The 21,694-nt window shown below is 65.0% G+C and carries 19 protein-coding genes; 10 read left to right on the forward strand and 9 right to left on the reverse strand.

The genetic code is table 11. The features are described from left to right. Positions 1-201: 201 nt before the first annotated feature. The gene (locus tag B2R83_RS16050; protein WP_292043350.1) at positions 202-2,553 is read left to right on the forward strand and encodes a Tex family protein; all 2,352 of its coding nucleotides are present in this window, start codon (positions 202-204) and stop codon (positions 2,551-2,553) included. 33 nt (positions 2,554-2,586) lie between these two features. Here B2R83_RS16050 and B2R83_RS16055 read toward each other — a convergent pair whose 3' ends face one another. Together B2R83_RS16055 and B2R83_RS16060 are read right to left on the reverse strand one after the other, a co-directional pair. Next, positions 2,587-2,874 carry a hypothetical protein gene (locus B2R83_RS16055; RefSeq protein ID WP_036209673.1) on the reverse strand — a complete coding sequence of 96 codons (288 nt, stop codon included), beginning with the start codon at positions 2,872-2,874 and terminating at the stop codon, positions 2,587-2,589. Positions 2,875-2,950: 76 nt separating this feature from the next. Continuing rightward, positions 2,951-3,262 carry a hypothetical protein gene (locus B2R83_RS16060; protein WP_292043352.1) on the reverse strand — a complete coding sequence of 104 codons (312 nt, stop codon included), beginning with the start codon at positions 3,260-3,262 and terminating at the stop codon, positions 2,951-2,953. A 166-nt stretch (positions 3,263-3,428) separates the two neighbouring features. Here B2R83_RS16060 and grxD point away from each other — a divergent pair, with 166 nt between their 5' ends. Together grxD and B2R83_RS16070 are read left to right on the forward strand one after the other, a co-directional pair. Then, entirely contained in the window at positions 3,429-3,743 is a 315-nt protein-coding gene (gene grxD, locus B2R83_RS16065; protein ID WP_285377407.1) for a Grx4 family monothiol glutaredoxin, read from the forward strand. A 4-nt stretch (positions 3,744-3,747) separates the two neighbouring features. Next, positions 3,748-4,341, forward strand: a complete 594-nt coding sequence (locus tag B2R83_RS16070) for a UbiX family flavin prenyltransferase (RefSeq protein WP_292043354.1) — start codon at positions 3,748-3,750, stop codon at positions 4,339-4,341. On the opposite strand, the gene B2R83_RS16075 is transcribed toward B2R83_RS16070, so the two are convergent. From B2R83_RS16075 to B2R83_RS16085, 3 genes are all read right to left on the reverse strand, one after another. Further along, positions 4,338-4,511: a hypothetical protein gene (locus tag B2R83_RS16075; protein WP_292043357.1), complete on the reverse strand. Its 174-nt coding sequence runs from the start codon at positions 4,509-4,511 to the stop codon at positions 4,338-4,340. The genes B2R83_RS16070 and B2R83_RS16075 overlap by 4 nt on opposite strands. 118 nt (positions 4,512-4,629) lie before the next feature. Then, a complete protein-coding gene (locus B2R83_RS16080) occupies positions 4,630-5,049 on the reverse strand; it encodes a hypothetical protein (protein ID WP_036209684.1) in 420 nt (139 codons plus the stop codon). 268 nt (positions 5,050-5,317) lie between these two features. After that, positions 5,318-6,370 (reverse strand): MBL fold metallo-hydrolase, encoded by a 1,053-nt coding sequence (locus B2R83_RS16085; protein ID WP_292043363.1) that lies wholly within the window; start codon positions 6,368-6,370, stop codon positions 5,318-5,320. A 123-nt stretch (positions 6,371-6,493) separates the two neighbouring features. Between B2R83_RS16085 and B2R83_RS16090 the strand changes: the two genes are divergently transcribed. The 7 genes from B2R83_RS16090 to B2R83_RS16120 all read left to right on the forward strand — a co-directional run bounded on the left by B2R83_RS16090 (position 6,494) and on the right by B2R83_RS16120 (position 13,916). After that, complete coding sequence (locus B2R83_RS16090) at positions 6,494-6,895, forward strand: MerR family transcriptional regulator (protein ID WP_036209687.1); 402 nt, start codon at positions 6,494-6,496, stop codon at positions 6,893-6,895. Between the two features lie 117 nt (positions 6,896-7,012). Next, positions 7,013-8,197 (forward strand): isovaleryl-CoA dehydrogenase, encoded by a 1,185-nt coding sequence (locus tag B2R83_RS16095; RefSeq protein WP_292043367.1) that lies wholly within the window; start codon positions 7,013-7,015, stop codon positions 8,195-8,197. A gap of 178 nt (positions 8,198-8,375) precedes the next feature. Beyond that, entirely contained in the window at positions 8,376-10,190 is a 1,815-nt protein-coding gene (gene aceK, locus B2R83_RS16100; protein WP_292043368.1) for a bifunctional isocitrate dehydrogenase kinase/phosphatase, read from the forward strand. After that, a complete protein-coding gene (locus tag B2R83_RS16105; RefSeq protein WP_292043370.1) occupies positions 10,183-11,382 on the forward strand; it encodes an acetyl-CoA C-acyltransferase in 1,200 nt (399 codons plus the stop codon). The genes aceK and B2R83_RS16105 overlap by 8 nt, the downstream gene beginning before the upstream one ends. 186 nt (positions 11,383-11,568) lie before the next feature. Further along, positions 11,569-12,237 carry an SDR family oxidoreductase gene (locus B2R83_RS16110; protein WP_292043372.1) on the forward strand — a complete coding sequence of 223 codons (669 nt, stop codon included), beginning with the start codon at positions 11,569-11,571 and terminating at the stop codon, positions 12,235-12,237. Between the two features lie 24 nt (positions 12,238-12,261). Continuing rightward, positions 12,262-13,389, forward strand: a complete 1,128-nt coding sequence (locus tag B2R83_RS16115; RefSeq protein WP_292043374.1) for an acyl-CoA dehydrogenase family protein — start codon at positions 12,262-12,264, stop codon at positions 13,387-13,389. Continuing rightward, complete coding sequence (locus tag B2R83_RS16120; RefSeq protein WP_051996341.1) at positions 13,386-13,916, forward strand: GNAT family N-acetyltransferase; 531 nt, start codon at positions 13,386-13,388, stop codon at positions 13,914-13,916. The genes B2R83_RS16115 and B2R83_RS16120 overlap by 4 nt, the downstream gene beginning before the upstream one ends. Before the next feature lie 166 nt (positions 13,917-14,082). Here B2R83_RS16120 and B2R83_RS16125 read toward each other — a convergent pair whose 3' ends face one another. The 4 genes from B2R83_RS16125 to B2R83_RS16140 form a co-directional block, all read right to left on the reverse strand. Beyond that, complete coding sequence (locus B2R83_RS16125) at positions 14,083-15,126, reverse strand: S66 peptidase family protein (RefSeq protein WP_292043377.1); 1,044 nt, start codon at positions 15,124-15,126, stop codon at positions 14,083-14,085. A 97-nt stretch (positions 15,127-15,223) separates the two neighbouring features. Then, a complete protein-coding gene (locus B2R83_RS16130) occupies positions 15,224-18,073 on the reverse strand; it encodes a TonB-dependent receptor domain-containing protein (RefSeq protein ID WP_292043379.1) in 2,850 nt (949 codons plus the stop codon). Between the two features lie 184 nt (positions 18,074-18,257). Further along, the gene (locus tag B2R83_RS16135) at positions 18,258-19,979 is read right to left on the reverse strand and encodes an ABC transporter substrate-binding protein (RefSeq protein ID WP_292043381.1); all 1,722 of its coding nucleotides are present in this window, start codon (positions 19,977-19,979) and stop codon (positions 18,258-18,260) included. 61 nt (positions 19,980-20,040) lie between these two features. Continuing rightward, positions 20,041-21,576, reverse strand: coding sequence for a serine hydrolase domain-containing protein (locus tag B2R83_RS16140; RefSeq protein WP_292043384.1), 1,536 nt, complete (start codon positions 21,574-21,576; stop codon positions 20,041-20,043). Between the last annotated feature and the right edge of the window lie 118 nt (positions 21,577-21,694).

A 21,694-nucleotide genomic window follows, 5' to 3' on the forward strand; every position in this document is an offset into this window, starting at 1 on the left:
TTCGGAATCGCACGTAGCGGACAAAACTTGTCCGCACCATCTGCGTGCGCGCTGTTCGTGCATGCGAATCACGCGTACAGCCGACTGTTCTCGCATGTTCAAGTAGCGCTGTCAAGACTGGTGTATCCACCGCGTTTGCGTATCATTGTTTGCTTGACCTTTTAGAGACACGCGCGTACTCATCGCGCGCACCATCGCACCATGCTGCCATCCATCGAACAACGCCTCGCCCTCGAACTGTCCGCCAAACCGGCCCAGGTGGCCGCCGCCGTCGCCCTGCTCGACGAAGGCGCGACCGTCCCCTTCATCGCACGCTACCGCAAGGAAGCCACCGGCGGCCTCGACGACACCCAGCTGCGACTTCTGGAAGAGCGCCTGCGCTACCTGCGCGAGCTCGAAGACCGCCGCGCGTCGATCATCGCGTCGATCACGGAGCAGAACAAGATGACGCCGGAGCTGCTCGATGCGATCGCCCATGCCGAGGACAAGACCCGGCTGGAAGACCTGTACCTGCCCTACAAGCAGAAGCGCCGCACCAAGGCGCAGATCGCGATCGAGGCGGGCCTGGCGCCGCTGGCCGATGCCTTGCTCGGCGACCCGTCGCTCAATCCGGAAGAGGTGGCGTCCGGCTACCTGCGCGAGACCTTCACCAACGCCGACGGCGGCGCCAACCCGGGCGTGGCGGATACCAAGGCGGCCCTCGACGGCGCGCGCCAGATCCTGATGGAGCGCTTCGCCGAAGATGCGACGCTGCTGCAGTCGCTGCGCGAATACGTGCAGGAGCACGGCGTGGTCGAGTCCAAGGTCGTGGCAGGTAAAGAAGACGAAGGCGAAAAATTCGCCGACTATTTCGACTATTCCGAAACCCTGTCCACGATTCCCTCGCACCGCGCGCTGGCGCTGATGCGCGGCCGCCGCGAGGGCGTGCTGGACGTCACCCTGCGCCTCGATTCGGAGCTTGAAAAGCCGAAGTGGGACGCGCCCCACAACCCTTGCGAAAGCCGCATCTGCGCCGCCTTCGGCATCAAGGCGCTTGGTCGCCCGGCCGACAAGTGGCTGCTCGACACCGCGCGCTGGACCTGGCGCGTGAAGAGCTCCGTGTACATCGAGACCGAGCTGATGGGCGCGCTGCGCGAGAAGGCCGAACTCGATGCGATCGGGGTCTTCGCCCGCAACCTGAAGGCGCTGCTGCTGGCCGCGCCGGCCGGCCCGCGTGCCACCATGGGCCTGGACCCGGGCCTGCGCACCGGCGTCAAGGTGGCGGTGGTGGACGCCACCGGCAAGGTGGTCGACACCGCCACCGTCTACCCGCACCAGCCGCGCAACGACTGGGACGGCGCCCTGCACGTGCTCGGCCAGCTGGCGGCCAAGCACAATGTGTCGCTGATCTCGATCGGCAACGGCACCGCCTCGCGCGAGACCGACAAGCTGGCCCAGGACCTGATCAAGCAACGCCCGGAGCTCAAGCTGACCAAGATCGTCGTCTCGGAAGCCGGCGCCTCGGTGTATTCGGCCTCGGAATTCGCCTCGCGCGAGCTGCCGGAACTGGACGTGTCGCTGCGCGGCGCGGTCTCGATCGCGCGCCGCCTGCAGGACCCGCTGGCGGAACTGGTCAAGATCGACCCGAAGTCGATCGGCGTCGGCCAGTACCAGCACGACGTGTCGCAGACCCAGCTCGCGCGTTCGCTCGACGCCGTGGTCGAGGATTGCGTGAACGCGGTGGGCGTGGACGTGAACACGGCTTCGGCGCCGCTGCTGGCGCGGGTCTCGGGTTTATCCGGCAGCGTGGCGCAGAGCATCGTGAACTACCGCGACATGCAGGGCGCTTTTGCCTCGCGCGCGGCATTGAAGAAGGTGCCGCGCCTGGGCGACAAGACCTTCGAGCAGGCGGCCGGCTTCTTGCGCGTGATGAACGGCGAGAACCCGCTGGACGCCTCGGCGGTCCACCCGGAATCCTATCCGGTGGTCGAGAAGATCCTGGGCGACATCAAGCGCGACATGAAGGCGGTGATCGGCGACAGTACGCTCATCAAGTCGCTCAACCCGGCCAAGTATGCGGATGACAAATTCGGCGTGCCGACCGTGACCGACATCCTGAAGGAACTGGAAAAGCCGGGCCGCGACCCGCGTCCGGAATTCACCACCGCGACCTTCAAGGAAGGCGTTGAAGAAATCTCGGACCTGCGCCCGGACATGATCCTGGAAGGCGTGGTGACCAACGTGGCCGCCTTCGGCGCCTTTGTCGACATCGGCGTGCACCAGGACGGACTGGTGCACATCTCGGCGCTGTCGAACACGTTTGTGAAAGACCCGCACACCGTGGTCAAGGCCGGCCAGGTGGTGAAGGTGAAAGTGCTGGAAGTGGACGTCAAGCGCAAGCGCATCGCGCTCACCATGCGCCTGTCGGATGCAGCGCCGCAGCCGGGCGCGCGTCCGGAGCAGCGCGGCGACCGCAACGACAGCAAGCGCCTGGCCCAGCATCAGCGCCAGGAGAAGCCGGCGCAGGCCGCCGGCGGCGCGATGGCCGCGGCCTTCGCCAAGCTGAAGAAGTAATGGCGCGTGCGCGGTGGCCGGCTGGTGAGCCGGTCAGCCCGCGTGCTTGAGGAACAGCCCGACCATGTAGACGCTCAGGAAGCCGAAGCCGATCAGGATCATGCGCTTTTGCGGCAACCCGGGCAGTCCGGTTTTCTTGATATGCAGTCCTTCGCGCACCAGCAGCAGGCCATAGCCGAGGGCCGCGATGCCGCACAGGAGGCGGCCGATGCCCAGGCCCATCAGGCCCTCGATGAGGTTGATCAGGCCGGGGATGGCCAGCAGGGCGCCGATCGCGAAATTGGCGGTGGCCGAGGGTCTGCGTTGGGGTGTCTGTTGCATGATGCTTGCCGGACGAAGGGAATGCGCGCGATCATACCAGTCCCGCCCCGCCCATGGGCAAAAAACGCGGGCCGGTTCAGCCCAGGACGCGCACCGCGGTCATGCCCACCTTCACCAGGAAGCACAGGCAGAACAGGCCGAAGCAGGCGTAGCCGACCATGGTCGTGCGCGTTGATGCCAGCTCGGCGCGGCGGTCGCGCCAGGCCTGCACCGCGCAGTACAAGAGGAACAGGCCGGCCGGCAGCTGGCCGATGTAGAGCAGGACGTCTTCCAGAGGTTCCCGGTACATGCCGGTGATGATTTCGTACATGCCGGCAATGACAAAGAAGGCAGCCATGCACCACAGCAGGGGCGATGGCATGGAAGCAAAGCCTCGGTAGGCGCTCATGATGGTTCCCGTTCGGGTGGCATGAAAGGCCATCATAGCGGGGATTTTCCGGTAAAAATCCGCCGATTGTCACAGCAGGCGGGAGAACGACGCCAGGCCCCGTGCCCGCCCTGCCGAATTCTTATAAAATGGCGGCATCTTATCCATTCCCACTGAAGGCACACACATGAGCGACGTTCAAACCTGGATCAAAGACACCGTGACCAACACCCCGGTCGTGCTGTTCATGAAGGGAACCGCGCAATTCCCGCAATGCGGCTTCTCGGGCCGCGCCATCCAGATCCTGAAAGCCTGCGGTGTCGACAACATCGCCACCGTCAACGTCCTGGAAGACGCGGAAGTCCGCCAGGGCATCAAGGACTACTCGAACTGGCCGACCATCCCGCAGCTCTACGTGCGCGGCGAATTCATCGGCGGCACCGACATCATGAACGAGATGTACGAATCGGGCGAGCTGCAGACCCTGCTGAAGAACGGCTGATCACATGGCCGCGCGTCCGCGCCGTATTATCGTCGCCATCACTGGCGCAACCGGCGCGACGTATGGCGTGCAGCTGCTGCGGCGGCTGCACGCGACTCCCGGCGTCGAGACCCACCTGGTGATTTCCGACGCCGCCTCCCTCACCCTGCACCAGGAACTCGGCCTGCAGCGGCGCGATGCCGAGGCGCTGGCCCACGTCGTCCACCGCAACCGCGACATCGGCGCCTCGATCGCCAGCGGTTCGTTCCAGACCGACGGCATGGTGATCGCTCCCTGTTCGATGAAAACCCTGGCGGCCGTCGCCCATGGCCTGTCGGACAACCTGGTCACGCGCGCCGCGGACGTGATGCTGAAGGAAAGGCGCAGGCTGGTGCTGATGGTGCGTGAGACGCCCTTCAACCTGGCGCACCTGCGCAATATGACGGCGGTGACGGAGATGGGCGGCATCGTGTTCCCGCCCCTGCCGAGCTTTTATCACCGTCCGGCGACGATCGAAGAGATGGTCGAGCATACGGTCGACCGGGCGGTCGACCTCCTCGGGCTCGACAACGCCCACGCCCCCAGGTGGGGCGGCATGAAAGACGCGCTGGACGGCTAGCGCTTGTCGCCGTCGAACGGATCGTCGGCCTTTTTCGCCTCGCGCGCTTCCTCGAGCATCCGCCGCCGGGCATTGCGTTGTCGCATCACCTCGGCATGGCGCGCCGCCGTCATCGGCGGTGCGGTCATCAGTTCCTTGAGCTGGGCGGTGTTGGCGTAGTTGTTTCGCATACGGCAGCTGCTCCTTGACATGACCCGGTGACGGCGGATCCGCTCGCCACTGGACAGATTATGACCCAGCTGCAGCTGTTTGTGCCGTTCTGCACTCACGAAAAGTGCAAATACGAAACTATTTCTGGTCTGGCTTCTGGTGATTCATTCGCACCAGCATGCGGATGAACTCGCGCGCCAGCTGGCGATGGTGCTCGTCCAGACGTTGTAAATCTGCAATCAGCTTCACGTCCGCGGATTCGAAGCGGGCGCCACCGCCATTGCTTTCGCTGCCGGCAGCGGCATGCTCGGCGCCGCCGAAGCGCAGCCAGTCGGCCGGCACGCCCAGCCACTGGGCAATCATGCGCAGCTTTTCCTGGGTCGGGATGGCTTCGCCCACCAGCCACTTGCGCGCGGCGTGGACGGTGATCGGGCGGCCTTCGAAACGGATGTTGAATTCCCTGGCCAGGCGGGTGGGGCTATCGGGCGAGTAGTGGGCGTTCTTCAGCGCCTGTTGCAGGCGCTCACTGAAGCTCTCCCGTTCATTGGTTGAATTCATTGCAATGCTTACGTTATGTGCGGATGGCCTGTGCAGACGGCCGGGCGTTCTATGGCTGAGAAGCCTCAGCAAACAATCATACCTTTAAAAAGTAACAAAGATGTGATTATTTAATAGAATTTGCATGTTTTACGAACCGGAAATATTAACCGCAATTCCCCATTCGGGGAATCGATAATATATCCTAAAGGAAAAAGTATGACATTGCCGCACGATTGTATGCAACAAATATGCATATTGCCGACGCTGCCGGCATTGCGGAAAGAGATCAGGCCAGTCGGAAACGAATAATACCGTCGCTATCCTTACTGCGGCGCAGCATCCCATCGCGCCATAATTTATGCAAGTGGGCTAGCGCCTCGCCCAGAGCGAAACTGAGCTGATGGGCGTCGAGCTGGCGGCGGAACATCAGGGGCACGATGTCGACGGCCGACTTCGGCTCGACACAGGCCGCCAGCACCTCGGCCAGGCGGGCCGCATGATGATCATGCAATTGAGCGATTCGTGTGTGCAGGCCGCGGAAGGGCTTGCCATGCGAAGGCAGGACAAGAGTGTCCTCAGGCAAGTTTGTGAACTTTTCCAGCGACTGCAGATAGAGGTCTAGCGGGTTGCCTTCCGGCTCGACCGCGAATACCGACACGTTTGTCGAAATGCGCGGCAAGACCATGTCGCCGGAAACCAGGACCTTCAGCTCCTCGGAATACAGCGACGCATGTTCCGGCGAGTGGCCGAAGCCGGTGATCACGCGCCAGCCCCTGCCGCCGATCTCGACCAGGTCGCCGTCCTGCAGGCGGGTATAGGCTTCCGGCACCGCCGGCACCAGGGACGGATAGTAATTGCGGCGGCTGCGCATCTGCTCCAGCATGTCCGGGTCCACCAGACCGTGGCGCTCGAAGTGCGGGATGGCTGAGGGGCCGTCGACGCCCGGCAGCGCCGCCGCCATCATGCGGGCAAAGGCGAACTCCCCGGCGGTGGTCCAGAACGGCGCCGCGAAGCGGCTGCTCAGCCAGCCCGACAGGCCGACGTGGTCGGGATGGCAATGGGTGGCGAACACGCGCAACAGCGGCGCGCCCTGCAAGCCCTCGCCCAGCACCTGTTCCCAGGCCGCGCGGGTGGCGTCGGTTCCGGCGCCGCAGTCGATCACGCTCCAGCCGGCGCGGCCCTCCTGTTCGTCGCGCAGCAGCCACAGGTTGATGTGGTCGAGCGCGAAGGGCAGCGGCATCCGGATCCAGGCCAGGCCCGGCGCCAGTTGATGGACCATGCCCGGTGCCGGGATGGTGTCGCCAAAGGGATAATCGAGCTGGGCTTCGAGCGGGTTCATGGAAAACTTTCGTGTTCGTCGTGGGCGGTCGCGCTACAATGCCGTTAACGTAAACGTAAACCGGGGCGCAGACATCGATTGTAAGCGATTCCCTGTTTCGCTTCTTTTGCTTCATAGAGAACCATGGTCACCTACACCATCGCCGAACTGGCCCGCGAATTCGACATCACTGCCCGCGCCATCCGCTTTTATGAAGACCAGGGCTTGCTCAGTCCCAAGCGCGAAGGCGTGGGCGGCCGCAACCGCGTCTATACCCCGCGCGACCGTACCCGGCTGAAACTGACCCTGCGCGGCAAGCGCCTGGGCCTGACCCTGTCGGAAATCAAGAGCATCGTCGACATGTACGAGTCGCCACGCGACACCGCGGCCCAGATCGAACGCTTCCTCGGGGTACTGGCCCACCAGCGCGTGACGCTGGAACAGCAGCGTGCCGACATCGAGATGGCGCTCGAGGAAATTTCCGCACATGAGGAAGAATGCCGCCGCCTGCTGGCGGAAAGCGCGGACAACAAGAACGCCGCCTGAAGCACGCGGAGGGCCTGGCACCCTCCCTTTTTTGGCCCTTTAGTTGACGTTTACGTTAACGTAAGAGGCGAGTATCATGCACCCTATCCTGCTCAACCACCGTTCACGAGGACGACAATGCTGCATCTCCCAGGCTTGACCTTTGACCATGGCGAAGACATCGCCGCGCTGCGCGAAGCCGTACAACAGTTCGCGACAGCCGAAATCGCACCGCGCGCTGCCGAGATCGACCGCAGCGACCAGTTCCCGATGGACCTGTGGAAGAAGATGGGCGAACTCGGCCTGCTGGGCATTACCGTCGGCGAGGAATACGGCGGCGCCAACATGGGCTACCTGGCCCACATCGTCGCGATGGAAGAAATCTCGCGCGCCTCGGCCTCGGTCGGCCTGTCCTACGGCGCCCACTCGAACCTGTGCGTCAACCAGATCAAGCGCAACGGCAACGAAGAGCAGAAGCGCAAGTACCTGCCCAAGCTGATCTCGGGCGAGCACGTGGGCGCGCTGGCCATGTCCGAGCCGAACGCCGGTTCCGACGTCGTCAGCATGAAGCTCAAGGCCGAACTGAAGGGCGACCGTTACGTCCTGAACGGCACCAAGATGTGGATCACCAACGGTCCGGACGCCGACACCCTGGTGGTGTACGCCAAGACCGACCTCGAAGCCGGCCCGCGCGGCATGACCGCCTTCCTGATCGAAAAAGGCTTCAAGGGCTTCTCGATCGCCCAGAAGCTCGACAAGCTGGGCATGCGGGGCTCGCACACCGGCGAACTGGTGTTCCAGGACTGCGAAGTGCCGGTCGAGAACGTGCTGGGCGGCGTCGGCAAGGGCGTCAACGTGCTGATGTCGGGCCTGGACTTCGAGCGCACCGTGCTGTCGGGCGGTCCGCTGGGCATCATGTCGGCCTGCATGGATTCGGTGGTGCCCTACATCCACGAGCGCAAGCAGTTCGGCCAGGCGATCGGCGAGTTCCAGCTCATGCAGGGCAAGATCGCCGACATGTATTCGACCATGATGGCTTGCCGCGCCTACGTCTACGCCGTGGGCCAGGCCTGCGACCGCGCGAGCTCGCCGGAGCAGGTGCGCGCCCTGCGCAAGGACGCCGCCGGCGCCATCCTGTACAGCGCCGAGAAGGCGACCTGGATGGCGGGCGAAGCGATCCAGACCCTGGGCGGCAACGGCTATATCAACGAGTACCCGGTCGGCCGCCTGTGGCGCGACGCCAAGCTGTACGAGATCGGCGCCGGCACCAGCGAGATCCGCCGCATGCTGATCGGGCGCGAGCTGTTCGGCGAGACGATGTAATCCGGATAATCGGATCAGCCAAGGATACGTAGGGTGGGCGGGTTTCCCGCCCACGCGTTCAACCACCGCAAGAACAGCCGATGCGTTTGTTCATATTCGGTTTGAACGCGTGGGCAGAGAACCTGCCCACCCTACATTGCCATAAACTGTACGCTTATCACTGCGCGCGAGACGAACGATGACCCAGCAAGCGTTCCCCAAACTGCTGTCTTCCCAGATCGCCTTCGACATCGCGCGCACCATCCTGGACGGCTTCGACAAGCATTACCGCCTGTTCCGCCAGGCCAGCCAGGCGGCGCGGCGCCATTTCGAGGCCGCCGACTGGACCACCGCCCAGGCGGCCGCGCGCGAACGCATCGATTTCTACGACAAGCGCGTGCAGGAATGCGTCCACGTCCTGCAGGACGAGTACGCCCCGGAAGAACTGACGGACCCGGTCTGGCGCGAAACCAAGCTGCACTACATCGGCCTGCTCTCGGGCCACAAGCAGCCGGAACTGGCCGAAACCTTCTTCAACTCGGTCAGCTGCATCATCCTGCACCGCAGCTACTACCATAATGACTACATCTTCGTGCGCCCGGTGATCTCCACCGAGTACATCGAGACCGAGGAGCCGCTGCCGACCTACCGCGTCTACTATCCGGCGGCCGACGGCCTGAGCAATGCCCTGCGCCGCGTGCTCACCAACTTCCAGTTCGCCGTGCCCTTCGCCAACCTCGACCGCGACGTCGCCAGCGTCGAGGCGCGACTAAGCGAGGCCTTCGGGCTGGCGCAGGCGGAACCGAACCTGCAGCTGCAGGTGCTGTCCAGCCCCTTCTTTCGCAACAAGGCCGCCTACGTCGTCGGCCGTGTCATCAACGGCCCGCGCAACTACCCTTTCGTGATCCCGGTGCTGCATGACCGCCAGGGGCGGCTGGTGCTGGACACGGTGCTGCTCGACGTCTACCACATCACCCTGCTGTTCAGCTTCACGCGCGCCTACTTTTTGGTGGACATGGAGGTGCCCTCGGCCTACGTGGGTTTTCTGCGCAGCCTGATGCCGCGCAAGCCGCGCAGCGAGATCTACACGGTGCTGGGCCTGCAGAAGCAGGGCAAGGCCCTGTTCTACCGCGACTTCCTGCAGCACTTGAAGCACAGTTCCGACCTGTTCCGCATCGCCCCGGGCATCCGCGGCCTGGTGATGCTGGTGTTCGAACTGCCGTCCTTCCCTTATGTGTTCAAGGTGATCAAGGATTTCTATCCGCCGCCCAAGGAAACCACGCGCGCCCAGGTCAAGGAAAAATACCTGCTGGTGAAGCACCACGACCGGGTCGGGCGCATGGCCGACACCCTCGAGTATTCCGACGCCGCCTTCCCGCTGGCTCGCTTCTCGGAAGAGTTATTGAACGAGCTGAAGCAACACGCGCCCTCGCTGGTCGAGATCGAAGGCGAGCGCATCATCGTGCGCCACCTTTACATCGAGCGCCGCATGGTGCCGCTGAATATCTACCTGGCCGAGGCCCAGGCCGCCGGCGACGACGAACGCCTGGAGCACGGCGTGATCGAATACGGCAATGCGATCAAGGACCTCGTTGCCGCGAATATCTTCCCGGGCGACATGCTGTACAAGAATTTCGGCGTCACCCGCCACGGCCGCGTCGTGTTCTATGATTACGACGAGATCGAATACCTCACCGACTGCCAGTTCCGCGACATCCCGGAAGCGCGCAACGAAGAGGACGAGATGGCATCGGAACCCTGGTACCCGATCGGCAGGCACGACGTCTTTCCGGAACAATTTGGCCGCTTCCTGCTTGGAAATCCGAGCATCCGGCGCCATTTCATGAAACACCACGCGGAGCTGTTGACCCGCGCGTATTGGCAATCCCACAAGGACCGCATACTGGCGGGCGTCGTCGACGACGTCTTCCCTTATCCCCAGCAGATCCGTTTCTGTGCACAAGACGCAAGCACACCATCCCCACCCATTTTGGAGAACTTACACAATGAATGATCCAGTCGTTATCGTTGGCGCCGCCCGTACCCCGATGGGCGCCTTTCAGGGCGATTTTTCGTCGAAGTCGGCGAGCGACCTCGGCGCGGTGGCGATCAAGGCCGCGGTGGAGCGCGCCGGCGTCGACGCCAACAGCGTCGAGCACGTCTACTTCGGCAACTGCCTGATGGCCGGCCAGGGCCAGGCCCCGGCACGCCAGGCGCTGATCAAGGCCGGCCTGCCGCTGTCGACCGGCGCCGTGACCCTCTCGAAGATGTGCGGCTCGGCGATGCAGGCCGCGATCTTCGCCCATGACCAGCTGGTGGCTGGCAGCGCCGACATCGTCGTCGCGGGCGGCATGGAATCGATGACCAACGCGCCCTACCTGATCCCGAAGGCGCGCGGCGGCTACCGCATCGGCCACGCCCCGATGTTCGACCACATGATGCTCGACGGCCTGGAAGACGCCTACTCGCGCAACGAGAAGACCGGCGAAGGCCGCTCGATGGGCACCTTCGCCGAAGAGTGCGTGGCCACTTACCAGTTCTCGCGCGAAGAGCAGGACAACTTCGCGATCGAATCGGTCAAGCGTGCCCAGGCCGCCAACAACGAAGGCTGGTTCGACTGGGAAGTGGCGCCGGTCTCGGTCGCCACCCGCACCGGCGAACTGCTGGTCGAGAAGGACGAAGGCCCGATGAAGGCCAAGGTCGACAAGATCCCGTCCCTGAAGCCGGCATTCAAGAAGGACGGCACCGTGACCGCCGCCTCGTCCTCGTCGATCAACGACGGCGCCGCCGCCCTGGTGATGATGCGCGAATCGAAAGCGAAAGAGCTGGGCCTGGCCCCGATCGCCCGCGTGCTCGGCCACGCCACCCACGCGCAGGAACCGAACCTGTTCACCACCGCCCCGATCGGCGCGATGCAGAAGCTGTTCAAGAAGACCGGCTGGACGGCGGGCGACGTGGATCTGTTCGAGATCAACGAAGCCTTCGCCGCGGTGCCGATGGCCGCCATGCGCGACCTCGACATCCCGCACAACAAGGTCAACATCCACGGCGGCGCCTGCGCCCTGGGCCACCCGATCGGCGCCTCGGGCGCGCGCATCATCGTCACCCTGCTGGGCGCCCTGAAGCGCATCGGCGGCAAGCGCGGCGTGGCCTCGCTGTGCATCGGCGGCGGTGAAGCGACTGCGATGGCGATTGAGCTGGTTTGATGACGAAATGTGGTTAATACGGCCAATTTAGCTTGTATTAACCACGAATTGTAGGGTGGGCGGGTCTCCCGCCCACGCGGTGATAATTAGCATCAAGATCATCCGGCACGAAAGCGGAGCCGCCAACAATCACCGCGTGGGCGGCGAAGCCGACCACCCTACAAAAACCGACACAAGGAGCTTGCTATGCCCACTGCCCTGATTATCGGTGCCTCGCGCGGCATCGGCCACGAGATGGTGCGCCAGTACCGTGCGGACGGCTGGCGCGTGATCGCCACCGCCCGCAAGCAGGAAGACTGCGACGAACTGGCGCAGATGGGCGCGACCGCCCACCAGCTCGACGTCCTGAGTGCCGATTCGATCGCGGCGCTGGGCTGGCGGCTCGACGACGAACAGGTCGACGTGGCCTGGCTGGTGGCCGGCGTCTACGGCCCCTCGGGCTCGAGCTTCCCGACCGGCCCCGAATTCGACGCGGTCATGCACACCAATGTGCTGGCGGCCATGCGCCTGCTCCCGATCGTCGGCCCGCTGCTGGCCGACACGCGCGGTAAACTCGCCGTGCTGTCCTCGAAGATGGGCTCGATCGGCGCACGCAATTCCACCGAAGGCACCCTGTACCGCGCCAGCAAGGCCGCGCTCAACTCGGTGCTGGCCGATGCCGCCATCACCTATGGCGCGCAAGGAGCGACCTGCGTGTCCTTCCATCCGGGCTGGGTCCAGACCGACATGGGCGGCAGCGGAGCCACCCTCACGGTGGAGCAAAGCGTGAGCGACCTGCGCGCCACGCTGGACAAGCTGGACGCATCGTCCAACGGCGCCTTCCTGAACCACGACGGCACGCCGATTCCGTGGTAACCACATAACAAACAACGAGACACCATGATTCTGAGCGAAGAACACCAGATGATCCGCGACGCCCTGCGCAGCTACGCGCAGGAGCGCCTGGCCCCGAACGCCGCGCGCTGGGACCGCGAGCACTACTTTCCGAAGGACGAGCTGAAGGAACTGGCCGGCCTGGGCGCCTTCGGCGTCGCGGTGCCGGAGCAGTACGGCGGCGCGGGCCTCGACTACGTGTCGCTGGCGCTGGTGCTGGAAGAGATCGCGGCCGGCGACGGCGGCACCTCGACCATCATCTCGGTCAACAACTGCCCGGTCTGCTCGATCGCCATGATGTACGCGAACGAAGAGCAGAAACAACGCTACCTGGTCCCGCTGGCCCGGGGCGAGATGCTGGGCGCCTTTGCCCTCACCGAACCGCACACCGGCAGCGACGCCTCGGCCCTGCGCACCACGGCCACCCGCGACGGCGACCACTACGTCCTGAACGGCACCAAGCAGTTCATCACCAGCGGCAAGTACGGCGACGTGGCCATCGTCATGGCGGTCACGGATAAAGCCGCCGGCAAGAAGGGCATCAGCGCCTTCTGGGTCGAGACGAATACGCCCGGCTACATCGTCGCCGGCCTGGAACAGAAGATGGGCCAGCACTCCTCGGACACGGCGCAGATCGTGTTCGACAATTGCCGCGTCCCGGCCGCGAACCTGATCGGCGAGGAAGGCATGGGCTACAAGATCGCCCTGTCGGGCCTGGAGGGCGGCCGCATCGGCATCGCCTCGCAGTCGGTCGGCATGGCGCGCGCCGCCTACGAGGCTGCCCTTAGCTATGCGAAAGACCGCGAAAGCTTCGGCAAGCCGATCTTCGAACACCAGTCGGTGCAGTTCCGCCTGGCCGAGATGGCGATGCAGATCGAGGCCGCGCGCCAGCTGATCCTGCACGCGGCGTCGATGAAGGACGCGGGCCTGCCCTGCCTGAAGGAAGCCGCGATGGCCAAGCTGTTCGCTTCCGAGATGGCCGAACGCGTGGTCTCCAGCGCCATGCAGGTGTTTGGCGGCTATGGCTACGTGGCTGACTTCCCGGTCGAGCGCATCTACCGCGACGTGCGCGTGTGCCAGATCTACGAAGGCACCAGCGACATCCAGAAGATCCTGATCGCCCGCGCGCTGTGATCACGATTCGTCCCGCTACACCGGAGGACTTGCCGGCGCTGTTCGCCTACCTGGGCGAACAGCTGGCGGAGAACGGCCGCGACGGCCTGCTGTTCCAGCCGATGGCGCCGACAACGGAGGGCGTGCCGCTGGCCATGCGCGAACGTTTCAGCGCCGGCATGACAAGCTCGCCTGGCCACCCGGGCTGGCGCCACGTGTGGATCGCACTCGACGACGACGGCGCGATTGCCGGCCACATCGACCTGCGCGGCAGGCCGGAACCGGCATCGAGCCACCGCACCCTGCTCGGCATGGGCGTGCGCCACGACCTGCGCCGCGCGGGCATCGGCACGCGCCTGGTACAGGAAGCGCTGGCCTGGGCCCGCGCCAGCGGCTTCGCCTGGGTGGATCTCGAGGTGCTGTCGCAGAACCACAAGGCGCGTGCCTTGTACGTGCGCATGGGCTTCGTCGAGACCGGCGAAGTGCCGGACTTGTACCGCATCGAAGGACAATCGATCGGCGCGGTGTCGATGAGCTTGCGGATGTAGGGTGGGCGGCTCCACCTGGCAGTTGGACCACACGCGGCCATGGCGCCGCCCACGCGTTCAGCTCCCCTTTGCGCAGCGATGCAGACATTCATGCCTGGTTTGAACGCGTGGGCGGCATCCAGGCCGCCGGCAGATACGCGGATCTCGGTATAGCCGCCCCCCTACGTCAGGTAACGCAGGACTCCAGCAGCGTCACCGTTCGGGCCGCCGTATCGAGGGTGGCGCGCAAACCCACCGGCAGCATGAACTGGTGGCGGATGTGGCCGATCGAGTAGCCGGTCACCGCCGGAATGGTCAGGGGCTTGAGATGCTGGTCGAAGGTCTCGTCCAGGCTCAATGAGCGCCTGCCCTCCTGCGGCGCGCAGTCCTCGCAGATGCCGACCATGACCCCGGCCGCATTCGCGAAGCCGAACGACAGGTCGAGCTGGGTCATCCAGCGGTCCAGGCGGTAGGGCGCCTCGTCCACCTCTTCCAGGAACAGCAGGGCGTTGCGGAAGTCCGCCGCATAGGGCGTGCCGCACAGGGCCGCCACGATCGACAGGTTGCCGCCCAGGAGCGGACCGGTGGCCGTGCCCGAGGTCAGGGTGCGGATGCCGAAATGCGGCATGGTCTGGGCCTTCAGGGCGTTTTCCGGCGCCATCGGGATCGTGTAGCGCGGCTGCGGGTCGCACAGCACCGCCATCATGTGCTCGCGCGGGTAGTCGGCCAGCGTCGACGAGGCCACCGGGCCGTGGAAGGTCACCAGGCCGGTCTTGTTATGGATCGCCAGGTGCAGCGCGGTGATGTCCGAGTAGCCGAGCAGGATCTTCGGGTGGCGGCGAATCAGTCCGTAGTCGAGTGTCGACAGCAGCGAGATGCAGCCCGAGCCGCCGCGGATCGGCCAGATCATCTTCACCTCGGGATCGAGGAACATGGCGTGCAGGTCGGCCAGGCGTTGCTGCACCGAGCCCGCATAATTGCCGTGCACGGCCTTGATGTAAGTGCCCACTTTGGCGCGCAGGCCGAGGGCTTCGATATTCCTGACGGCTTTCTCGATCAGGCGGTCGTCGGCATAGCCGCCGGGGGCGATCAGGCCGACCAGGTCGCCGGGGCGCAGGCGTGGGGGTTTGATGAGGCGCCTGGACGCGCGCCGCGGGGCGGCTGCGGCCAGGCCAGGGGTGGAGAGAGCGGCTGCGACGGAAGCGCCGAAGCCGCGCCGGCTGATTTTCATGCTCGACATCCGCTACAAGGAAAAACGGCCCGCGCCGTGGAAGCTTGCGCTTCCATCGACAGCGGGCCGCCGGGTTCGATCAACTTATACGATCAACTTAGAAGAACTTGTAGGTCGCCATCAGGGTGAACGAGCGGCCACGCGGGTCGGCCACGCGCGGTTCCCAGGTGCTGCCCGCGCCGGTGTTGCTGTCGTAGGTGACAGCGAACGGCGGATCTTCGTCCAGCAGGTTCTTGATGCCTGCGGTCAGCGACAGGTTCTTGAAGCCGGTGTAGGTAGTCGTCAGGTGGAAGATCGAGTACGCATCCACTTTCGGATTCCAGTTGGCCGGCTTCACCAGGCCGTTGGCCACGCCCGGCAGCACCTGGTCGTCATAGCCCGAACGGTAGATGTTCTGCAGCATGGTGCTCCAGTTGCCGTACTTGTAGGTCGCATAGGCGCTGTGCTTCCACTTCAGGCCCAGGTCGCCGGTGAAGACGAAGCGGCCCACTTCGCTCTTGCCGAATTCGGCGTTGGTGGTGGCGCGCGACTTTTTCTCCAGCAGGCGCGAACCGTCGATGCCCAGGGTCCACTGCGAACCGGTGCTGAACTTGCCGTTGAAGCGGGCGCCCAGCTCGAGGCCGCGGGTGATGCGCTCGCCGGCGTTGACCCAGCGCTGGTCGATGATGGCGATGTTGCCCGCCGCGTCGCGGATGAACTGATCCTTGAACAGGTTGTAGTTCGCCACCATGGTCGACGTGCTGAACGAATCGATGGTGTTCTGCTTGCGGATCTCCCACAGGTCGGCGTTGGCCGAGAACCAGTTGAACGGCTCGATCACGACACCGATGGTGCCTTGCTTCGCGGTTTCCGGGCCCAGGTTCGACTTGCCGCCGGTGATGTAGTTCGGGGTGATCGATTCGCAGCCTGGCTTGGTCGCGTCGACCAGGCCGGTCGGGCACTTGGCCGGGTCGACCAGGTCCTTGCCGGCGTACGGCGACTCGGTGATGCCGTTGAACAGCTGGTTGAACGACGGGGCGCGGAAGCCCTCGTTGTACGAACCGCGGAACAGCAGCTGCGGGATCGGCTGGTAGCGGAACGAGACCTTCGGGTTGGTGGTGCTGCCGATGCCGCTGTAGTGGTCGCGGCGGATGGCCAGGGTGATGTCGAGGTTCTTGACCACCGGCACCAGCAGTTCGGCGTACACGGCCTTGATGTCGCGATGCACGTTGTCCAGGGCGTTGGCGTCGTCGAAGGGCGCGTTCAGGATCGCCGGACGGGCGGCTGCGGCACGCTTGTCGCCGTTGAACTTGTACTCTTCGCGGCGCAGGTCGAAGCCGACTGCGCCCATGACGGCGCCGGCCGGCAGGTTGAACAGCTCGCCCGACAGCGCGCCGTCGAGCTGGGTCAGGATGGTCTTGCCGCCATACAGGGTGACGCCTGCGGCCGAGGTGGCCTGGATCGCGTCGATCGCCGCCTGCGACTGGGTCTGGCCCGGCAGCAGGAAGGGGTTGACGATGCCCGAGCCCAGCACATTGGCCAGGGCAACGGTGTAGTTGTAGCCAGTGCCCAGCTGCGATTCCGACTCGCTGAAGGCACGCGACAGGCCGACGCGGTAGTCATAGCTGCGGCCGAACAGGTTGACCGGGCCGTCGGCGCCGACCAGCACGCGGGCGGCCTTCGATTCGGTCACGATTTCGCGGTTGCCGCACTCCATGCAGCGCCAGCGGTAGGCGATCGGCAGGCCGTAGTTGGCCGAGATGCTCGGGAACACCTTGACCAGCGCATTGTAGACGCTGTCGTAGGCGGCGCCGGTGCGCGGATAGAAGGAGGTCGGGCCGAAAGTCGAGCTGGAGGGCGAAATCTGGTTCGGCGAGAAGCGCTTGGACACTTCCACGTTCGAGGCCACGCCTTCGATGAAGAACTGGTGATCGCCCGACTGGAAGGTGGCGCGCGCCAGCGCATTGCTGTTCTTGACCGGCTGCTGCAGCACGGCCGCGCGGCCGGTGTCCCAGGCGCAGCCATAGGCGGAGCCGGCGCTGTTCCACAGTTTCTCGTCGTACGGGCCCATGCCGTCGATGCTGTTGCAGCCCGCGCCGCCCGGCAGGTCGAGCAGGCTGATGCCGTTATAGGTGGTGGTGCCGCCGCCCGGCAGGGTCGGGCCGGTGCCGGTGCGCGACAGCAGGGTCGGGGCCAGGGTGGTGGCGAACACGTTGGCGCTTGGCGAGCCGCGGGTATCCACCGAGACGCCGCGGTCCGGCTGGAAGGTGTTGACGAAGTCGCGCTGGTCGCCGCGCAGGGCCTTGTTCTGGCTGTGCGCGAAGGTCGCCAGCACGTTCCAGCCGTCGACCTGCAGGTCGCCCCAGCCGCCGGTGATCGACGCGCGGCCGATCTCGCTGCCGCCGGCCTCGGTGACGTCGACGAAGGCCTGGGTTTCCAGGCCCCGGTAATTCTTTTTAAGGATGAAGTTGATCACGCCGCCGATCGCGTCGGTGCCGTAGATCGCGGAGGCGCCGTCCTTCAGCACCTCGACGCGCTCCACCGCCGCCATCGGGATCGAGTTCAGGTCGACCGCGGAACCCTTCATGCCGTGGGTCGCCACGCGGCGGCCGTTCAGCAGCACCAGGGTCGAATCGGCGCCCTGGCCGCGCAGGTTGGCCGAGGAGGCGCCGTTGTTGCCGCGCTGCGCACCCGAGGTGACGTCGGCGTTCGAGGCCAGGTTGTCGGAACCGTTGCCGTTGACGTTCAGCGTCGCGATCAGCTGCTCGGCGGTGACGATGCCCTGGGCTTCGAGCTGCTTGGCCGTGATGACCTCGACCGGCAGCGCGCCTTCCTTGGCGATGCGCTTGATGCTACTGCCGGTGATCTCGACACGCTGGACCGGACCGGAAATCTGCACATTCTGTGCGATGGCCGGGCTGACCGCGCCCATCAGGGCGATCAATTGAGCGAGCTTCTTTACCTTCACGCGTTTCTCCTAACGTTTTTCCCTTGGCGACCCAGGAATTCCTGGCCGATCTTCGTTGTAATGTCTTGGCATTACGTTATTTTTCGATTTCAGGGTAAGCCTTCTTATTTACGGCTATCCAATGAAATATCCGGCGGCCAGTATAACTAAGGGGAATGTTTTATTTGGGAAAAACTCACCAAAACTAGCGCGCACCTCTGCTGGAGCGTGCTCTTTGCGCAACATCGACATCCAGATAACGCCAGGTCGTGAATTCAACCGGATGGCGTTTGTAGTTTTTCAACCACGGATGGCGCAGATCGCCCGACAAGACCTGGGTCAGCGGCACCCACGGGTTATAGGCGTGGATCAGCTGGTTCATCTCGAAATACAGCTTCTGGCGCGCGGGGCCGTCGCTGAGCAGGCGCGCCTGTTCGTAGCGCTGGTTATAGGCGGGCAGGTTGAAACGCGCGTAATTGGCGCGGCCGGCGTTGGGGCCGTACAGCAGCTGGTAGAAGTTGTCGCCATCGGGGAAGTCGGCGATCCAGTTGCTCTCGAACATCTGGACCGTGCCCAGGCGCGAGGCCTTGATGATCTCGGTCTTCTTGTCCGACTTGAACACGACGCGCAGGCCGATCGCGTTCAGGCACTTGCGCCACAACTCGTCGCGCAGGCGGCCGCCGACCGTGGCCTCGCTGTGCATGGTCAGCGTCAGCGGCCTGCCGTCGGGCGTGCGCCGAAACCCGTCCGGGTCGCGCCGGGTGTAGCCGTAGCGGTCCAGCAGCGCATTGGCCAATGCCGGATCGTAGGGCACCGGACTGCGATAGTTCGGGTCGTAGCCCAGCACATTGGGCGGCAGCGGCGATTCGGCCTTGATCGCGAAGCCCTTCTTCAGCAGCGCGATGTCCTCGGCGCTGTTGTAGGCCATCGAGATCGCGCGGCGCAGCGCCACCTTGTCCTTGCCATAGCCGCCGACGACCGGGTCGTTCATGTTCATCCACATGTAGTAGGTCTGCAGGACCGGGAAGCGCGACAGCACGATGCCGCGCGCCGCCAGTTCGGGCTTGAGCTGGCCGTCGCTGACCACCATGTCGGTCATCGACTCCGGAATCTGCTCCAGGTAGTCGTACTCGGCGTTCAGGAAACCCAGCATGCGGCCCTGGAATTCCTCGGCGATGCGCACCTCGACCCGGTCCACCCGCGGCAGGCGCTTGCCCTCGAGGGCGGCGGCGATCGCCTTGTCTTCGGGCTTATCCCCGGGCGTCGCATGGAACACGGCGGTCGAATCGGGATTCGCCAGCAGGACGATGCGGTCGCTGCGCTTCCACTCGCCGACCATGAAGGGGCCGGTGCCGACCGGGTGGTTGCCGGCCTGGCCCGGGTAGGCCTCGATCACTTCGCGCGCCACCGCGCTCGAGGCGGGCATCGCCAGGTAGAACAGGAAGTTGTTGTCCGGCGCCTTCAGGCGGATGCGCAAGGTATGGCGGTCGAGGGCGCGCAGCTCGGCCACGCCTTCGAAGGTGGCGGCCCAGGGCGACCTGGTGGCGGGATCGCGCAGGCGCTTGATGCTGTAGACGTAGTCCTGGGCGGTCATCTCGCGCTTCGCTCCCTTGAAAGCCGGGTCCGGCGTGAAATGGATGCCGGGGCGGATGCGGAAGGTGTAGGTCAGGCCGTCGGCGCTCACCTCGGGCATGGCGGCGGCCGTGTTGGGCCGCAGCTTGGCCGGACGCGCCAGGTAGTCGTAGCGCAGCAGGGGGTCGAACAGGTTTTCCAGCAGCGAGAGGGTGGCGTTGTCCGAGGCCACGGCCGGGTCCAGGCCGGTTTCGCTGGTGGACAGGAACATGCGCAGGACTTTTTCCTGCGCGTTCGCGCTACCGGCGCACAGCAGGGAGAACAGGAGGGCGGCGGCGGTCAGGCGAAGTGTCATGGCGAACGATATCGGCAGGGAAAACCTGCGTATCATAGCCGCGGCTGCAGCGAAACGGTGCTTATTGCTTCGCCGGCGTGAGCGTGATCTCCTGCACCTTGGGCTCGCGTTCGGGCGTGAGCGTGAAGGCGACATCTACCCTGCCACGCTCGCCGACCAGCGGGAAGCTGCCGCGCAAGGCGTTGTCGGCCTTGATCGGGCCGACCGAGGTAATCTTCCCGATCGGCCCCAGCTTTTCGCGCGCGTGCACGATCCAGTCTTCGCGCGAGCGGTCGAGGAACAGGTTGTCGGCCGCGATCGCACTTGCCAGCGCCGCATCCCACGACTGCACCAGTTGCGCCACTTGCCCATGGCGCGTCGCCAGGATCGACGATACGGGAATGGGGCGCGGGCCAAGCTCGGCACGCTCGACCAGCATGGCCAGCGCCTTGGCGGTCGGGCCGTACACCGGCCCGTAGCGCAGGTTGGTGAAGGCGAACACGCCCACCCCGTGGTCCGGCGCGAAACGGTACTGGCTGCCGAAGCCCGGCAGGCCGCCCGAATGGCCCGAGCTCACCACGTTGCGGCTGTCGCGCTGCCAGACCAGGCCATGGCTGTAGAAGCTCACGGTCGGATTCGGCGTTGTCATGTCGCTCAGGGTGGCCTTGGTGGACAGGCCGGCAAACGCCTGCGGCAGGTGCATCTCGCGCACCGAGGCACGGCGCAGCGGTCCGCGTTCCGGATCGTTGCGGGCCGGCCAGGCGTCCAGGTGGAAGGCGACGTAGCGCGCGAAGTCGTCCGCCGTCGTGATCAGGCCGCCCATCGCGGCGCCGTCGCCGTCGTGCAGGATAGGCTCCGCCTCCCAGTGATCGCGGTCCCAGCGATAGCCCAGCGCCAGCTTGCCCGGCGCGGCCTGCGTATATTCCCAGCGCGTGTTGTGCATGCCCAGCGGCCGCAGGATCTCGCGCGTCACGTAGTCCTGGAAGCGCATGCCCGACACCTTGCTCACTACCTTGCCCAGCAGGATGTAGCCGAGGTTGCTGTATTCGAAGGTCTGCCCGGGCGCGTTGGAAAACGACAGCCCGGCGCCGACCAGCTGCTCGAGCCTGGCATTCGGGACAGCCATCTGGCGGTCGCCCCAGGGATTGTCCTCGGGCAGCCCGGTGGTCATGGTCGTCAAGTGGCGGATCGTCAGCGCGGGCGAGTCGCTCGTCGGCAGCTGGACCCGGCGCACTTCGGGCAGATAGTCGGCGACCGGATCGTCGAGCCGCAGCTTGCCCGCGTCACGCAGTTTTAGCGCCGCCATCGCCACGAAGCTTTTGCTCATCGAGGCAATACGGAATTCGGTCGACCCCGTCACAGGGGTCTTGCGCTCCACGTCGGCCAGGCCGAGCGGGCGCATGTGCACCAGCTTGCCATCGAGGACCACGCCGTACACCAGGCCCGGCAGGTGCTCCTTGGCGGCAAGCTCCGTGTACATCTTGTCTATCTCGGGAAGCAAGGCCGCCACGCGTTCGCCCCGGCTCGCGGCCGGCGCCTGGGCATAGGCATGCACGGCGGCGACGCTGCCGACGATGAAAACGAGGCTGCACAGGCTAAGGCGAGAGGGGCGATGCATGCTGGGCTTCTCCGGTAGGCGCGGGGTGGAGAAGGATTATGCCCTGATTTTCATGCCATGAAGCAAACAAAAAAGCGGGCAGGCCGCCGCCCCTTATAACTTTTAAACATGGCGCAGG

The organism is Massilia sp. UBA6681 (genome assembly GCF_002454935.1).
In the GTDB taxonomy this organism is placed as follows: Bacteria; Pseudomonadota; Gammaproteobacteria; order Burkholderiales; family Burkholderiaceae_D; genus Telluria; species Telluria varians.

Coding starts and splice junctions, on each gene's coding strand:
- B2R83_RS16050 (WP_292043350.1), top strand. CDS start 202: ATGCTGCCATCCATCGAACAACGCCTCGCCCTCGAACTGTCCGCCAAA.
- B2R83_RS16055 (WP_036209673.1), bottom strand. CDS start 2,874: ATGCAACAGACACCCCAACGCAGACCCTCGGCCACCGCCAATTTCGCG.
- B2R83_RS16060 (WP_292043352.1), bottom strand. CDS start 3,262: ATGAGCGCCTACCGAGGCTTTGCTTCCATGCCATCGCCCCTGCTGTGG.
- grxD (WP_285377407.1), top strand. CDS start 3,429: ATGAGCGACGTTCAAACCTGGATCAAAGACACCGTGACCAACACCCCG.
- B2R83_RS16070 (WP_292043354.1), top strand. CDS start 3,748: ATGGCCGCGCGTCCGCGCCGTATTATCGTCGCCATCACTGGCGCAACC.
- B2R83_RS16075 (WP_292043357.1), bottom strand. CDS start 4,511: ATGCGAAACAACTACGCCAACACCGCCCAGCTCAAGGAACTGATGACC.
- B2R83_RS16080 (WP_036209684.1), bottom strand. CDS start 5,049: ATGAATTCAACCAATGAACGGGAGAGCTTCAGTGAGCGCCTGCAACAG.
- B2R83_RS16085 (WP_292043363.1), bottom strand. CDS start 6,370: ATGAACCCGCTCGAAGCCCAGCTCGATTATCCCTTTGGCGACACCATC.
- B2R83_RS16090 (WP_036209687.1), top strand. CDS start 6,494: ATGGTCACCTACACCATCGCCGAACTGGCCCGCGAATTCGACATCACT.
- B2R83_RS16095 (WP_292043367.1), top strand. CDS start 7,013: ATGCTGCATCTCCCAGGCTTGACCTTTGACCATGGCGAAGACATCGCC.
- aceK (WP_292043368.1), top strand. CDS start 8,376: ATGACCCAGCAAGCGTTCCCCAAACTGCTGTCTTCCCAGATCGCCTTC.
- B2R83_RS16105 (WP_292043370.1), top strand. CDS start 10,183: ATGAATGATCCAGTCGTTATCGTTGGCGCCGCCCGTACCCCGATGGGC.
- B2R83_RS16110 (WP_292043372.1), top strand. CDS start 11,569: ATGCCCACTGCCCTGATTATCGGTGCCTCGCGCGGCATCGGCCACGAG.
- B2R83_RS16115 (WP_292043374.1), top strand. CDS start 12,262: ATGATTCTGAGCGAAGAACACCAGATGATCCGCGACGCCCTGCGCAGC.
- B2R83_RS16125 (WP_292043377.1), bottom strand. CDS start 15,126: ATGAAAATCAGCCGGCGCGGCTTCGGCGCTTCCGTCGCAGCCGCTCTC.
- B2R83_RS16135 (WP_292043381.1), bottom strand. CDS start 19,979: ATGACACTTCGCCTGACCGCCGCCGCCCTCCTGTTCTCCCTGCTGTGC.
- B2R83_RS16140 (WP_292043384.1), bottom strand. CDS start 21,576: ATGCATCGCCCCTCTCGCCTTAGCCTGTGCAGCCTCGTTTTCATCGTC.